A 14,496-nucleotide genomic window follows, 5' to 3' on the forward strand; every position below is an offset into this window, starting at 1 on the left:
TGTATAGGAGGGGAGAGCGATGCTAGCCAAACTAGGGCGACCAGAATCTAAATACCTTTACACCGCATGCGGACTGGCCAGCGCGCTTGGCGCGTTGATCGCTGCCGTACCAGCGATTGCACAGGTTGCGCCGCCGACCAGCGAGCAGGCCGGCGGCATCCAAACCGACGCCGACGCGAGCCAGGCCGACATCGTCGTCACGGGCATCCGTCGCAGCATCGAATCGGCCGCCGCCCAGAAGCGCGACGCCGCCGGTATCCTCGATGCGATTTCCTCCGAGGATCTGGGCAAGTTCCCCGACGCCAACGTCGCCGAGTCGCTCCAGCGCATTCCGGGCGTGGCGATCGATCGCAGCAACGGCGAAGGCCAGTCGGTCACGGTCCGCGGTCTCGGCCCGAACTTCAACACCGTGCTGTTCAACGGCCGCAGCTTCGCCTCCGACAACTATAACCGGTCGTTCTCGTTCGACCTTCTCCCCGCCGAACTGATCAGCGGCGCGCAGGTGTACAAGAGCTCGCAGGCCCCGTTGCAGAGTGGCGGCATCGGCGCGACGATCAACCTGCAGACCCCCAAACCGCTCGCGCTGAAGGGCTTCAAGGGCGTCTTCACCGGCAAGGCGAATTACGAGAAGAACAGCGACAAGTTCACGCCGCAGCTGTTCGGCCTGCTGAGCGACACGTTCGCGGACGGCAAGCTCGGCCTGCTCGGCTCGGTGTCGTACCAGCGACGCAAAGCTGCGGTCACGTCGATCACCACCGACGGCTATATTCCGAACACGACGGTCGGACCGACCAACGCGCCGCTGTTCACCAACGTCTACGCGCCGCGCAACCAGAATGTCGGCACCACCACCGATGACCGCACCCGGCTCGGCGCAACGCTGGTGGCGCAATATGCCCCCACCGACGAGCTGACCTTCACCGTCGACGGCCTGTTCAATCGCTTCAAAAGCGATAGCGAGACGCATGCCCTCGGCAGTTGGTTCGAGCCATCGAGCTACACCGCCGCGACGATCGACGGCAATCGCTCGATCACGTCGCTGACGACCAACGGCAATGCCGACTTCATCTCGTCCGGCGCGGTCCGCGAAACCAAGACCTACGAAGCGGGCTTTAATGCCGAATGGAGTCCTAACGATCAGGTCCATATGGTGTTCGACGCTACCTGGTCGCGCGCGAAGAACGCAGGTGGCGGCAAGAGCTATTTCGCGGTGATCGGCACGCCGACCGCCTATTCGTTCACCGCCGCGGGCGATGATGATATCCCGTCGACGTTCGGCTATAATGCCGGCGCACTGACCGACCCGTCGCGCGGAAAGACTCACATCGCCGGGATCAACGGCAACGACGTCACCGAGAAGGTGACCGAATACCGCTGGAACACCGATTGGAAGCCCGGCTGGGGGATCGTCGATACCATCCGCTTCGGCCTGAACCGCACGTCGCGCGACAAGAGCAACGTGCCGATCACCTCAGACCCGAACGTCGGTTGCGTCTATTGCGGTTACGCGACGTCCGCCGATCCTTCGTTGCTGAGCGCGTATTCGCCGAATTCGCTGGGTGCCAGCAGCGGTTCGGCACCGACGCAGTTCCTGCAGTTCGATGCCAATCGCTATTTCGACTTCCTGACCAGCGCGTCGGCGGGCGCGGCGCTTGACCGTGCGCGTAACCAGCCGGTCGGCACGACCGCCGCGCTGTTTGCGGCGAGCAACGGCTATGCGGTGTCCCGCCAGCCGTCCAATCGCGTCAAGGAAATCGTCTATGCGAGCTATGCGGACATGGACCTCGACGGCGACGTCGCCGGCCTGCCCTGGTTCATCAACGTCGGTGCTCGTTACGAATATACCGAGCTCGTATCAGGCGGACAGCAGCTCCTGCTGACCGATCTTCTGCCGGTGCCGGGCGATCCGACCATCTATAACGGCGTGTACGCGAACAACCGCGTCGGCGTATCCGTCAACCGCCGGTCGACCTACAACAACTTCCTGCCCAATTTGAACGCGAAACTGAGCTTCACGCCGAAGTTTCAGATGCGTCTCGCGGCGTACAAGACGCTGACCCGCCCGGCGATCGGCGATCTCGCGCCAAGCCTCAGCTATGACACGCTGCGCCCCGCCACGCTGACCGCGAGCGGCGGCAATCCGGACCTGAAACCATACCGCGCGACCAACTACGACGCGTCGCTCGAATGGTACCCGACCAGCACGACGACGGTATCGGCGGCGGTGTTCCACAAGACCATCGACGACTTCATCGTCCAGAGCTTCGGCGAGGAACTGTTCCCGATCGCCAATGCGGGCAACATCCCGGTCGGCGGTTTGATCGTCGGTCCGAACACGGCACGGTTCAGCGTACGCCGGCCACGCAACGCGCAGTCGCTCAAGGTGAAGGGGCTCGAACTCAACCTGGTGCACACGTTCGATTGGTTGCCGGGCGTTCTGAGCGGCTTCGGCGTGCAGGCGAACGCGACCTTCGTGAAGACCAATCGCGAGTTCGACGTCACGCAGGTCGGTACGTCGTTCGCCGCGGAAGGCATCGGCAATTCGCAGAACGCCACCGTGTTCTACGAGAAATACGGCATCTCCGCCCGTATCGCCTATAACCGTCGCGAGCGGTTCCTGCAGACCTTGGCAGGCGGTCCGGGCAACGAGCCGGTGTTCGTCCGCGATTACGGTCAGTTCGACGGCAGCGTCGCGGTCAACGTCACGCCGTTCGCACAGGTCTTCCTGGAAGGGACCAACCTGTTCAACGCGAAGTACATCACCACCGGCCGGTTCGATAATCAGGTGCTGACGTACCAGAACTTCGGACCGCGCTACGACGCGGGCGTACGCTTCTCCTTCTGATACCCTCGACACCAGAGCATGGGCGGGATCCGGTGACGATCCCGCCCATGCTGACTACACTCGGCGTGCAAGCGGCTGACAAGGACCAGATCTCGGCATGACAAAATTCGGTTTCTTAGGTGGCGTCGCAATCGTCGCGCTTGGCAACATCACCGCGATCGGCGCTGCATGGGCGCAAATTCCTGCCGGGGCCCCCGCCCCGACTCCCGCCGAGCTTCCCGGCGCCCAGCCCCCGCGGGTGCAGCCGGTCCAGATCGATCCGACGCGACCCGACTGGGAAAACCCCGCCGTGTTCGCGCGCGGCAAGATGCCCGCTCGTGCCACCAGCTTTCCGTTCGAGACGCGCGCTGCCGCGGTCGCCGGAGACCGTACCAAGTCGGCGCGGTTCCAGTCACTCAATGGCCAATGGCAGTTCCAGTTCTCGCCCAGTTCGGACGCGGTGCCGCCCGGGTTCGAGCGGCCGGACTACGACGCCTCCGCGTGGAAGAGCATCAAGGTCCCCGCCGACTGGCAGACCGAAGGCTATGACCAGCCGCGCTACAACAACATCGTCTACCCCTTCCCCGCCAACCGCCCACTGATACCCCACGCGACCAACCCGGTCGGTTCGTACCGCCGCGACGTCGTGATCGCGCCGGGCTGGCAGGGCCAGGACGTGATCCTTCACATCGGTGCGGCAGGCTCCGCGTATCAAGTCTGGGTGAACGGCCAGTCGGTAGGCTATTCGGAAGATTCCAAGCTGCCGAGCGAGTTCGACGTCACGCGCTATCTGAAGCCGGGCAAGAACACGATCGCGATCCAGATCCATCGCTGGTCCGACGGCAGCTATCTCGAGGACCAGGATTTCTGGCGAGTGTCGGGGATCGAGCGCGAGGTCTTCCTGATGGCCGCGCCGCGCACCCGCGTACGCGACACGTTCGTCCATGCCGGGCTGTCCGACGATTACCGCGACGGCGTGCTCGGTCTCGATCTCGCGGTGACGCCGGGCGCCGCGACCAGCGCGCGCTATGCGTTGATGGACGGCGAGCGCCAGGTGCTGGAGGGCCGCGTCGCGGTGCCCGCCGGCAAGGACGAGCGTACCGTCAAGCTGGCCGGACGGGTGCCGGGCGTGAAGCCCTGGACCGCGGAAACGCCCAATCTCTACCGGCTGGTCGTCGAGCTGACCGATGCCAAGGGCAAGGTCATCCAGTCGACCGCGCAGTCGATCGGCTTCCGCACCGTGGCGATCAAGAACGGTCTGGTCAGCGTCAACGGCAAGCCGATCACGATCCGTGGCGTCAATCGCCACGAGCACGATCCGGAAACCTTCCACGTCGTCAGCCACGAATCGATGGAGCGCGACATCACGTTGATGAAGGGCGCCAACATCAACGCGCTGCGTACCTCGCATTATCCGAACGACCCGTACATCTACGAGCTCGCCGATCGCTACGGCCTGTACGTGATGGACGAGGCGGATATCGAGAGCCACGCGTATATGGAGCAGGGTAATAATCACCCTGAATCGCGTGCCAAGTTCCAGGTCGGGTTCGATCCCGCGTGGAAGGACGCGCATGTCAGCCGCGTCGTCAACATGGTCGAGCGCGACAAGAACCACCCGTCGATCATCTTCTGGTCGCTCGGCAACGAGGCGGGCATCGGTCCCAATTTCGAGGCTGCCGCGGCGGCTGCGAAGGCGCGCGATCCGAACCGGCTGATCAGCTATCTCGGCTGGGGCACGTTCGACGGCGTCACCGACCATCGTCCCAATTACTATGCCGACATCTATGCGCCGATGTACGACCCGGTCGTCAAGCTTGAGGACTACGCGACCAACTGGAACTTCAAGCAGCCGATGATCCAGTGCGAATATGCGCACATGATGGGCAATTCGGGCGGCAATCTGAAGGAATATTGGGACACGACCTACGCGCATCCGAACAAGCTCCAGGGCGGGTTCGTGTGGGACTGGGTCGACCAGTCGATGTATCGCTATACCAAGGACGGCAAGCGCTATTGGGGCGATGGCGGTGAGTACGGCCCCAATCCGGGCGGCGATATCGAGTTCGGCGACGGCCTGCTCCAGTCCGATCGCACGCCGAACCCGGCCTTCTACGAATTGCGCAAGGTGTATGCGCCGGTGCAGTTCGACGGGTTCGATGCGGCTAACGGCAAGGTGACGGTGCGCAACCGGCACGATTTCCGCGACCTGTCGGGCTTCGACTTCGACTGGACCGTGGAAGAGAACGGCATCGCGGTCGCGTCGGGCAAGCTGCCCGGGTTGACCACCGCGGCGCGGACCGCGGAGACGATCACGCTGCCGATCGCGGCGGTGACGCGAAAGCCGGGGGCGGAGTATTTCGTCACGGTGAAGGTCCATGCCAAGGACGGCGCGGTGCCGCTGGTGGCGGGCGGTACGGTGCTCGGGTTCGAACAGTTTGCGCTGACTCCCGGCGCGGCAACCGTGCCGGCCGCCGATGCGAACGGTGTCGCGGTACGCCAGACGGGCGGTAGCCTGACGCTGGCCGCGATCGGCGCGTCGCTCGATATCGATCGCAAGACCGGCTTGATCACCGGCTATCGCAAGGACGGTCGCGTCCTGGCGAGTGGCGGCCAGCCGCATTTCTGGCGCGCGGTAACCGACAACGACCTCGGCATCGGCACCGCCAAGCAATTGGCGATGTGGAAGACGATGAGCGACACGCGGAAAGTCCGCTCGGTCACCGCCGATCGCGGTACGGGGGCAATCGTCGTCGATTACGATCTTGGCGATGGCACGGCGTCGTTCGAAACACGCTACACGATGGCCGCGGATGGATCCGTCGGCGTCGCGGGCCGCTTCACGCCGATCAAGCAGGATCTGCCCGGGCCGTTCCGCATCGGCATGGCGTTTGCGATGCCGACCGAGACGAAGACGGTCGAATGGTATGGCCGTGGCCCGCACGAGAGCTATGTCGATCGGAAGACCTCGGCGCCGATCGGCCTGTGGCGCGGCGCGATCGCGGAACAGAACCACGACTATATCCGCCCGCAGGAGACCGGCAACAAGGTCGACGTACGCTGGATGGAGCTGTCGGGTGCGGCGGGCGGCGTTCGCGTCCAGGGCGACCGGCCGCTGATGATGAACGCGCTGGCGTTCCCCTATGCCGATCTCGATCGCAAGACACCGGGCAGCTGGAAGTCGAGCGACGTCGTCCCGCACGGGCAGGTCACGCTGCTGGTCGACGCCGCACAATGGGGCGTCGGCGGCGATACCGAGTGGAGCGAAGTCGGCAAACCCCTCCCCGGCTACCGCATCCCGCTTGCGCCTACCACGGTGACGTTCCGCCTGACCCCGTTCGTGGGCGAGGGCACTTCGCCGGACAAGGCGCATCCGGCGACGGCCACGACGGGGGAGTGACCCCGCGCGGTACTATGGGCACTTCGATTTGATCCTCCCCCGCCTGGGGAGGATTGCAGATTCCAAATCGGATCGGAGGGCCTCGGGCAAAGAGGCGCCCGCCGACGATAGCCTACTACCTTAGCCCGCGATCCAAGCCTCGACGCCGGCGATGCTACGAAAATCGTCGACAGCGCGGGCGTCGAGCATCGGGTAGGTAGCCCGCACCATGTCGGCTAGCGCACTGCCGGGGCCGAGTTCGAGAAACCGGCTGCCGCCGCGCTCGACGATCGCTTCGAGCGTCGCCGCCCAGTCGATCGTCGTATCAACCTGGTTCGCGAGGCCCGCGATGCCGCGTGCGCCGCTGACCGTCGAGGCATCGGCCGCCGCTATCAATGTACGGCCAGGCACGGGCCGAGCCGGCTCGGAGGCATCGAGCACGGCGCGAAACGGCGCGACCGCGCGGGACAATCGCGGGGTGTGCGAGGCGATGTGCACCGCAATCGGACGCGCCGCGATCGCCCCCTCCTCCAACGCCACGGCACAGCATCGCTCGACCCGCTCACGCGCGCCGCCAATCACGAACACCCGGTCCGGATTGACGATCGCGATCGCGCAATCGAACTGCGCAACCAGCGTCTCCACCCGGTCCCGCGCCAAGCCGCGCACGAAGCCCAGACCATCGTCGTCGCCGCTCGCCGAATCCATCGCCTCGGCGCGCGCAGCGGTAAGCTTGAGCGTGCGCGCAGGCGACCATATGCCGGCAACGCCCCACGCGGTCATTTCGCCAACGCTGTACCCCGCCACCACGAACGGCAGAGCGGGCGCAAGGCAAGCCGCTGCGACAAGACCGCGTGCGACGCAGAGGATCTGGCTCGTCCGGTTGGCGAACAGCGTCGCGTCATCTGCGGACTTCAGGGACGTGCGGATATCCCGGCCCAGCAGCGTCGAAGCCTCCGCCAGGATTGGCGCGGCGGCGGGGTGATCGACGAACAGGTCGAGCATCGCACGATCCTGGCGGCCCTGCCCGGAGCACAACAGGACGAGCGTCATGCGTCGTGCACCGCAGCGAACAGCGCCATCGCCAGCAGGTCGGCACACCCTCCGGGGCTGAGCCGTCGCGCGGTGAACGCCCCGTGGATCGCGACCGCGCGGGCGCGCCAGTCGTCGGCGCCGATACTGCCCGCAGCGAGAAAGTCCGTCGCCTGAGCCCGCGCGAAGGCGAGCCCTGCGAGACCACCGCGGTAGAGAAGATTGGTATCCTCCACCGCGGCGATCAGCGCCATCAGCACATGCACGCGCCCGGCTTCGCCATCTGCGGTCAGACGCCGCCCCTTGGCCAGCGCGGGCAGCGCGATCTGGTACAGCGTCGGAAAGCCCGCTGCCGCTTCCATGCGCGCACCGCCGCTGGCGTGGCGGCGCGCGACCATGCTGCCGTGGCTGTGGAGCGCGACGGGACCGTGCACGATCTCCGCGCCCCAACGTTGCGCGACGATCGCGCCGAGTGTGCCCCGCATGCGGTACACCGCGCGAAACCCGGCCGCAGCGCAGAGCAGCCCCATGCCGAAGATCGCGCCGCGGTGCGTGTTGACGCCGCCGGTCGCCGCCATCATCGCACTCTCCGCCTCGATCCCAATCACGCGGAGACGATCCATTCCTGCGCCTGCTGCACCCGCCTCGGCGAGCCGTGCGAAGAACGGTTCGAGCGCGTCGGCGCTGCGGTCCATCATCGCCGCGTCCATGTCGTCGTGCGCGCCGCTATCGACCGGGCTGACGAGACCGGGCTTGGGATAGGTCGCGACTTCCAGCTTGAGGCAGTCGGTGGCGATCCGGCCAATGCCTTCGCAGTCGATCGCCGTGGTGGAGCGGGCCAGCGCGGTCATGCGAACACCTCGGCGCGGGCGATCATCCGGTTACCCTCCGCCGTCTTCACCAGCATTTCGGGCGCGTCCGATGCGAACTCCCGCCACTGCACCGCGAGCCCGGTCGGCGTCACGATCTCGCCGTCCAGCCGCATCGGCGCCTTCGCGTCGATGCGCACCAGCGCTGCCACCAGTCGCGCCGCATCATCGGCGGTCGCGACCTGCCATAAGGAGTCCAGGTCGGACGTCTCCGACAGATACGGCAGGCCGGTCAGGTAAGCCCACGCCAGGCTGCCGAAGGACCGCGTCTCGGGATCGAGCGCGACCAGAGCGGTGATCGTCTCCTGCCAAGTAGCCGGCGCAGTCCGCTTTGCCTCGGCAAGCAAAGGCGGCGGCACATCGGACAGGATCGCGTCCGGCGGCACCATGATCGCCAGACGCTGTTTGCCGAGCGATGGCGGTAACGGCAGGCCAAGCGGTACCAGCCCCGCCATGTCCTCGCATACCGACCGGCGGCCGATCAGCGGATGCCCCGCTAAGACCCAGTCTACCACCACCGGGATCGCCCGGAGGGCCGGATATGCTGCAAGTATCTCAGTCCAGCGCGCCGGATCGAGGTAGATCAGGCGGTGCCGCTCGAACTGCATTACGCCTCCGCCGCCGCCGCGACTTCACCGGCGATCAGCGCCGATTTCGGTCGACCGCCCCGCTCCGCGCCGAGTGCGGCCCGGTCGTCGCGCTCGCGCGGGCGTGCCAGAAGCGTCTGCAACTGGTCCGCGAGACTCTCGGCTGGACTCCAGACCTGCGCGATGCCGCCGACGCTGACGAGGTTGTCGAGGCCGGGCGCAAAGACGGGCGTGGTCTTTGCCTTGGCCTCCAGCACCTCGATCGGCAGCTTCGTCACGCGCGCCATCGAGGCGAGGTCCATGACTTCGGGATGTGCGCCGGGCAGCGCGACCAGCGTGCCGCAGGCGAGTGCGGTGGCAATGAACGCCCCCGCCGCGCTGCCACCATAGAGCAGACCGATCGTGCGGTGGCCTTTCGCTTCCGCGAGCAACAGCGACTTGCCGAGATGCGCGAGGTATTCGCTCAGCCCAAGCAGTTCGTCGCGGCGGCTCATGCGCTGGCTGGCGCTGTCTACGAGGAACAGGATCGGCGTGGTGTCGTCGCTGCGGGCGATATCCAGCACCGCAGCGGACAACCGGATCGCCTGATCGATCCCGATCGGCGCGCGTGCAGTCGCGCCGACGACGTGGACCACGTCGCCATCCCGCCAAGTCCCTTGGCCGAACAGCAGGTCACCCTCGGCGGACACCGAATGACCGGCGGGGAACAGCGAGGCGAGGATATCAGCGGGCGTCATCGGCGCTCTCCCGATACTGGGCGGCAAGGGTGGCGAATGCGGTCGATGGCATGTCGGGGATAGCCTTGGGATCGTCGATCCCGAGCGCGCGCCAGATGTCGGTCGCATCGGTCGCGTCGCCGAACCGTTCGATCCGCCGTTCGAGCCGCGCCTGCTCGGCGGTCATAGTATGCAGATCGAGATTGGCTCTATGCGCCGTTCCGGTCGCCCCGGACGAAGTCGAAGGGCTCGGCTCAACCGGTGCTTCGACTTCGCTCAGCACGAACGGTAGGGGGGAGGCGTTTCGATCGTACGCCGCGCCAGTCGGACGCGCCAACGCTGCGCGCGCCGCGTCGCGGAACGCTGCTGCGTCGTCGTCGACGAACACGTCCGCGCCGCCGATCAACGTGCGATGCTTGCCGCCCATCGTCCGCCAGACCAGCGCGCGATCCCGCGAATCGAACTCTTCCACGCCCATGTTGGTCTCGATCACCTCGGGGCCGGTCACGCTGACGCGGCCCTGTTCGGATACGATCAGCGTCGAGCAACAGCCCGCAATCAACCCGCCGCCGCCGTAGCAGCCGGCACGACCGCCGATCAGGCCGACGACGCGGACGCCCGCCATACGCGCTTCGACGACCGCGCGCATGATCTCGGCGATCGCGATCTCGCCGGCGTTGGCCTCCTGCAAACGCACGCCGCCGGTGTCGAACGCGATCACCACGTCGCGCCCGAGCGTCTTGGCGGCGCGCAACAGCCCGGTCAGCTTGGCGCCGTGGACCTCGCCGAACGCGCCGCCCATGAAGCGGCCCTCCTGCGCGGCAACCAGGATCGACGTGCCGTCGAGCGTCGCGCTGCCGACGACGATCCCGTCGTCGAACTGTGCGGGCAGGTCGAAAATGCCGAGGTGCGGGCTCGTCTCGCGCTGTTCGGGTCCGACGAACTCGGTGAAGCTGCCGGTGTCGACCAGTGCCGCGACCCGCTCGCGCGCACCCGCTTCGTACCAGCTCTGGCGAAAATTGCTCATGCCTCGGGCTCCTCGATCATGCGAACGCCCTGGGCGAGCCGCAGCGAGACGGTGTCGGGCCGCGCGCCGCCATCGTTTATGGCGATCCGCAAGCCGCCGGCCGCACGCCGGCCGACGAAATCGGCGACCACCGCGTCCCACAGATCGCGAAAGCCGTGTGCCGCGGTACTAATCTCGATCGCGCACCGATCGGGTGCGTCGCCGCGCTCGACCAGTACCTCGAGATTGCCCGACGCGACAACGCCGACCAACGCCATTTTCCGCGTGCCGGCCACCGGAATCGGTGCGGCGATATCGAAATGGAGAATTTCCATGTTGTCCTACCAGTTCCGGAAGCGGCTCGGCGGCCGGTACAGCCCGCCCGAGGCGAGCATGAGGTCCTTGATCGATCGGGCGGCGAGCATGTTCCGGTTCGCATCAAGCGGATCGATGCCCAGATCCTCGGGCCGCTGGATGATCTTCCGTTCGCGTAATCGCTCGACCATCGCCTTGTCGCGGCCACGGCCGATCTCGGTAAAACCCGCGACGCCGCGGATCGCCTGCTCGCGCTCGTCGGCGGTACGGCACAGCAGCAGGTTGGCGATGCCTTCCTCGGTGACGATGTGCGTGGTGTCGTCGGCATAGACCATGATCGGCGCCAGATCGAGATCGAGCTTCTCGGCAAGTTCGAGCGCGCCGAGCTTCTCGACGAACAGCGGCGCGTTGCCCTCGCCGAAGGTCTCGCCGATCTGCACCACCAGTTTCCGCCCTCGCCTTAAAGGCGCCGCCGTATCCGGATCGGCCTCCGCCCCCGCTTGGAGCCAGGGCGCGCTCGGATGGCGCCGACCGCGCGCGTCCGATCCCATGTTGGGCGCGCCGCCAAAGCCTGCGATCCGGTTCGCGGTGATCGTCGAGCTGTGTCCGGCGAGGTCGATCTGGAGCGTCGAGCCGATGAACATGTCGCACGCGTACAGCCCCGCGGTCTGGCTGAAGGCGCGGTTCGAGCGCAGCGATCCGTCGGGGCCGGTGAAGAAGATATCGGGCCGCGCGGCGAGGTAATCCTCCATGCCGACCTCGGAACCGAAGCAATGCACCTGCTCGACCCAGCCCGCCTCGATCGCCGGGATCAGCGTCGGATGCGGGTTGAGCGCCCAGTGCGTGCAGATCTTGCCCTTCAGCCCGAGCTTCTCGCCATAGGTCGGCAGCAACAGCTCGATCGCCGCGGTGTTGAAGCCGATGCCGTGGTTCAGCCGGCGCACGCCGTAAGGTTGATACAGCCCCTTGATCGCCAGCATCGCGGTCAGGATCTGCGTCTCGGTCATCGCCGCGGGATCGCGCGTGAACAGCGGCTCGACATAGAAGGGCTTGCCCGCGTCGAGCACGAAATGGACCTGGTCGCCGGGAATGTCGACGCGCGGTAGCGTGTCGACGATCGACCCGACCTGCGCGATCACCAGGCCGCTGCCAAAGCTAGTCGCCTCAACCACCGTCGGCGTGTCCTCGGTATTCGGGCCGGTGTAGAGATTGCCGTGGCGGTCCGCGCTGACCGCGGCGATCAGCGCGACCTGCGGCGTGAGGTCGACGAAATAGCGCGCGAACAGTTCGAGATAGGTATGGATCGCGCCCAGCTCGATCTTGCCGCCGAACAGCATCTTGGCGATCCGCGCCGATTGCGGGCCTGAATAGGAGAAATCGAGCCGCTTCGCGATGCCGCTGTCGAACACATCGAGATGCTCGGGCAGAACGACCCCGGACTGGACCATGTGCAGATCGTGGATCCGCGCCGGGTCCATTGCCGCCAGCCCCTTGGCCAGCACGTCCGCCTGCTTCTGGTTGTCGCCCTCCAAGCAGACCCGGTCGCCGGGGCGCAGTACCGCCTCCAGGAAATCGACCAGCGTTTCGGGTTGGACCAGCTTGCCGGTGGCGAAGCCAGACCCGGCCGCGATCCGTTCCTCACGCAAAGCCTTCCGCGTATTCCACTGCCGCACGCATCGTCTCCTGACGCTTATTCTGCACTCTTTGTATTCTCTATTGCTCCAAACGCAACCCTGTGCATACTTAAACCCGTATAAGACGATAGATCGAATACAGTGAGAGGATATGCCATGAGCGAGTCCCTACCCGTCGCCGCTCCAGATCCGGGACGCGGCGCATGATTGCGGGAGTCGCGTTGCTCGCGATCTGCACGTTGATCGGGCAGTTGCTCGGCGAAGGCCTCGGCGCGCTGCTCGGCGTGAAGGCCAATGTCGGCGGAGTCGGCATCGCGATGATCCTGCTGATCGCTGCGCGGATGTGGCTGAAGTCACGTGGCCGCTATGTCGAGGGCGTTTCGCGCGGGATCGGCTTCTGGGGTGCGCTGTATATCCCGATCGTCGTCGCGATGGCGGCGCAGCAGGACGTCGTCGCCGCGGTCGAGGGCGGACCGGTGGTGCTGATCGCCGGCGTCGGTGCGCTGCTGGTGTGCTTCAGCGCGGTCGCGCTCATCAGCCGCCTGTCGGGCACGCCCGAAACGATGGACGAGATCGAGGCACGCGAAGCCCGCGAGGCCGAGGCTGCGCTCGCCCCCTCCACTGCACCCCAGCACTGAGGCGCACCGACATGGAAATGATCACCAAGGTGCTGACCGCCAATGCGCTGCTCACCGCGTTCGCGGTCGTCGGCATCGTCATGTGGCTGTCGAATATGCTGTCCGCCAAGCTGACGATGGGGCGAGTCCACGGCTCGGCGATCGCGATCCTGATCGGTCTCGCGCTCGCCTTCTGGGGCGGGATCGCGACCGGCGGGCACAAGGGGCTGGCCGATTTGCCGATGCTCGCCGGGATCGGCCTGATGGGCGGCGCGATGCTGCGCGACTTCGCGATCGTCGCCACAGCCTGCGAAGTCGACGTCGAACAGGCCAAGAAAGCGGGACTGATCGGCGTCGTCGCGTTGCTGCTCGGCACGGTGCTGCCGTTCATCGTCGGGACGCTGGTCGCAGCGTCGTTCGGCTATACCGATGCCGTCTCGATGACGACGATCGGCGCGGGCGCGGTGACCTATATCGTCGGCCCGGTCACCGGTGCTGCGATCGGCGCGAGTTCGCCGGTGATCGCGCTGTCGATCGCGACCGGCGTGTTCAAGGCGGTGATGGTGATGGTCGGCACGCCCTTGGTCGCCGGGCTGATCGGGCTGAACAATCCCCGCAGCGCAATGGTGTTCGGCGGGTTGATGGGCACCGTCAGCGGCGTGTCGGGCGGGCTCGCCGCGACCGATCGCCGGCTGGTGCCCTATGGCGCCTTGACCGCGACCTTCCATACCGGGCTAGGCTGTCTGGTGGCGCCGTCGATCCTGTACCTGATCGTCCGCGCGATCGTGGGGGGCTGAAGGCAAGTGAGCGGTATCGACATCGAAGACACCGGGCTGCTGTCCGACCGGATCCGCAATGCGCTGACCGATGCGATCTCGTCGGGCGAACTGACGCCGGGCACGATGCTCGACGAACAGCAGTTGGCGGATCGCTACGGCGCCTCGCGCACGCCGGTCCGCGAGGCGCTTCGACAATTGGCGACCAGCGGCATGGTCGAGATACGCCCGCGCCGCGGCGTCATCGTCCGCCACGTAACCGCCAACGAAGTGATGGACATGTTCGAGACGATGGCGGAGCTAGAGGCTACCTGCGTTCGGCTTGCCACCTACCGTATCACGCCGCTTGAACGCAGTCGGTTGCTCCGCATCCACGAAACAAGCGAGGCGGCTGTCGTGAACAATGACGTCGATGCCTATGACGCGCTCAACCGCGAGTTCCACGAGGCGATCTATCATGCCGCCCACAACGATTTTCTGGCGGACCAGACGATGGCAGTACGAACACGCCTGAACGCGTTCCGCCGCATGCAATTGAGACAGGATCGCCGTCTTGCGCATTCTCGCGAAGAACATGACGCAGTGATGCGCGCCATTGCAGAAGGGAATGGCGATGAAGCCGGCCGCCGCATGCGTGCGCATATGCTCAACGCTGCAAGCGCGCTCGACAGCTACATTGCGCACCAAGATCAGGCACTTGCCGAGCCGGTACATCTTCCAAAGCGCTGAGCATTTATTTCG

The 14,496-nt window shown here is 66.0% G+C and carries 12 protein-coding genes; 5 read left to right on the plus strand and 7 right to left on the minus strand.

What is annotated here, in order from left to right; translation table 11 throughout:
- Window positions 1-19: 19 nt before the first annotated feature.
- Window positions 20-2,845 (plus strand): TonB-dependent receptor, encoded by a 2,826-nt coding sequence (locus O6X71_RS04410; protein WP_353464624.1) that lies wholly within the window; start codon window positions 20-22, stop codon window positions 2,843-2,845.
- A 97-nt stretch (window positions 2,846-2,942) separates the two neighbouring features.
- The gene (locus O6X71_RS04415) at window positions 2,943-6,224 is read left to right on the plus strand and encodes a glycoside hydrolase family 2 TIM barrel-domain containing protein (protein ID WP_353464625.1); all 3,282 of its coding nucleotides are present in this window, start codon (window positions 2,943-2,945) and stop codon (window positions 6,222-6,224) included.
- Between the two features lie 120 nt (window positions 6,225-6,344).
- Here the strand turns inward: O6X71_RS04415 and O6X71_RS04420 are convergent, their stop codons facing one another.
- Genes O6X71_RS04420 through mdcA form a run of 7 tightly spaced genes read right to left on the minus strand, consistent with a single transcriptional unit; the run spans window position 6,345 to window position 12,401 of the window.
- Window positions 6,345-7,256, minus strand: a complete 912-nt coding sequence (locus tag O6X71_RS04420; protein ID WP_353464626.1) for an acyltransferase domain-containing protein — start codon at window positions 7,254-7,256, stop codon at window positions 6,345-6,347.
- Entirely contained in the window at window positions 7,253-8,086 is an 834-nt protein-coding gene (gene mdcB, locus O6X71_RS04425) for a triphosphoribosyl-dephospho-CoA synthase MdcB (protein ID WP_353464627.1), read from the minus strand. The genes O6X71_RS04420 and mdcB overlap by 4 nt, the downstream gene beginning before the upstream one ends.
- A complete protein-coding gene (gene mdcG / locus O6X71_RS04430) occupies window positions 8,083-8,712 on the minus strand; it encodes a malonate decarboxylase holo-[acyl-carrier-protein] synthase (protein ID WP_353464628.1) in 630 nt (209 codons plus the stop codon). The genes mdcB and mdcG overlap by 4 nt, the downstream gene beginning before the upstream one ends.
- A complete protein-coding gene (gene mdcE, locus O6X71_RS04435; protein WP_353464629.1) occupies window positions 8,712-9,428 on the minus strand; it encodes a biotin-independent malonate decarboxylase subunit gamma in 717 nt (238 codons plus the stop codon). Before mdcE ends, mdcG begins: the two co-directional genes overlap by 1 nt.
- Window positions 9,415-10,434, minus strand: a complete 1,020-nt coding sequence (locus tag O6X71_RS04440; protein ID WP_353464631.1) for a biotin-independent malonate decarboxylase subunit beta — start codon at window positions 10,432-10,434, stop codon at window positions 9,415-9,417. The genes mdcE and O6X71_RS04440 overlap by 14 nt, the downstream gene beginning before the upstream one ends.
- The gene (gene mdcC / locus O6X71_RS04445; RefSeq protein ID WP_353464632.1) at window positions 10,431-10,748 is read right to left on the minus strand and encodes a malonate decarboxylase acyl carrier protein; all 318 of its coding nucleotides are present in this window, start codon (window positions 10,746-10,748) and stop codon (window positions 10,431-10,433) included. The genes O6X71_RS04440 and mdcC overlap by 4 nt, the downstream gene beginning before the upstream one ends.
- Window positions 10,749-10,754: 6 nt before the next feature.
- Window positions 10,755-12,401 (minus strand): malonate decarboxylase subunit alpha, encoded by a 1,647-nt coding sequence (gene mdcA, locus O6X71_RS04450; RefSeq protein ID WP_353464633.1) that lies wholly within the window; start codon window positions 12,399-12,401, stop codon window positions 10,755-10,757.
- Between the two features lie 164 nt (window positions 12,402-12,565).
- On the opposite strand from mdcA, the gene madL reads away from it, so the two are divergent.
- Genes madL through O6X71_RS04465 form a run of 3 tightly spaced genes read left to right on the plus strand, consistent with a single transcriptional unit; the run spans window position 12,566 to window position 14,484 of the window.
- Window positions 12,566-13,000, plus strand: a complete 435-nt coding sequence (gene madL / locus O6X71_RS04455; protein ID WP_353464634.1) for a malonate transporter subunit MadL — start codon at window positions 12,566-12,568, stop codon at window positions 12,998-13,000.
- An 11-nt stretch (window positions 13,001-13,011) separates the two neighbouring features.
- The gene (gene madM / locus O6X71_RS04460; protein ID WP_353464635.1) at window positions 13,012-13,776 is read left to right on the plus strand and encodes a malonate transporter subunit MadM; all 765 of its coding nucleotides are present in this window, start codon (window positions 13,012-13,014) and stop codon (window positions 13,774-13,776) included.
- 6 nt (window positions 13,777-13,782) lie between these two features.
- Window positions 13,783-14,484 carry a GntR family transcriptional regulator gene (locus O6X71_RS04465; RefSeq protein ID WP_353464636.1) on the plus strand — a complete coding sequence of 234 codons (702 nt, stop codon included), beginning with the start codon at window positions 13,783-13,785 and terminating at the stop codon, window positions 14,482-14,484.
- The last annotated feature ends 12 nt before the right edge of the window (window positions 14,485-14,496 follow it).

This window comes from Sphingomonas faeni, assembly GCF_040407505.1.
GTDB lineage: Bacteria > Pseudomonadota > Alphaproteobacteria > Sphingomonadales > Sphingomonadaceae > Sphingomonas > Sphingomonas faeni_E.

What these genes read in the sequence shown, in the direction of transcription:
- madL (WP_353464634.1), top strand. Translation starts at nt 12,566, where the DNA reads ATGATTGCGGGAGTCGCGTTGCTCGCGATCTGCACGTTGATCGGGCAG.
- O6X71_RS04410 (WP_353464624.1), top strand. Translation starts at nt 20, where the DNA reads ATGCTAGCCAAACTAGGGCGACCAGAATCTAAATACCTTTACACCGCA.
- madM (WP_353464635.1), top strand. Translation starts at nt 13,012, where the DNA reads ATGGAAATGATCACCAAGGTGCTGACCGCCAATGCGCTGCTCACCGCG.
- mdcE (WP_353464629.1), bottom strand. Translation starts at nt 9,428, where the DNA reads ATGACGCCCGCTGATATCCTCGCCTCGCTGTTCCCCGCCGGTCATTCG.
- mdcB (WP_353464627.1), bottom strand. Translation starts at nt 8,086, where the DNA reads ATGACCGCGCTGGCCCGCTCCACCACGGCGATCGACTGCGAAGGCATT.
- mdcG (WP_353464628.1), bottom strand. Translation starts at nt 8,712, where the DNA reads ATGCAGTTCGAGCGGCACCGCCTGATCTACCTCGATCCGGCGCGCTGG.
- O6X71_RS04420 (WP_353464626.1), bottom strand. Translation starts at nt 7,256, where the DNA reads ATGACGCTCGTCCTGTTGTGCTCCGGGCAGGGCCGCCAGGATCGTGCG.
- O6X71_RS04415 (WP_353464625.1), top strand. Translation starts at nt 2,943, where the DNA reads ATGACAAAATTCGGTTTCTTAGGTGGCGTCGCAATCGTCGCGCTTGGC.
- mdcC (WP_353464632.1), bottom strand. Translation starts at nt 10,748, where the DNA reads ATGGAAATTCTCCATTTCGATATCGCCGCACCGATTCCGGTGGCCGGC.
- O6X71_RS04440 (WP_353464631.1), bottom strand. Translation starts at nt 10,434, where the DNA reads ATGAGCAATTTTCGCCAGAGCTGGTACGAAGCGGGTGCGCGCGAGCGG.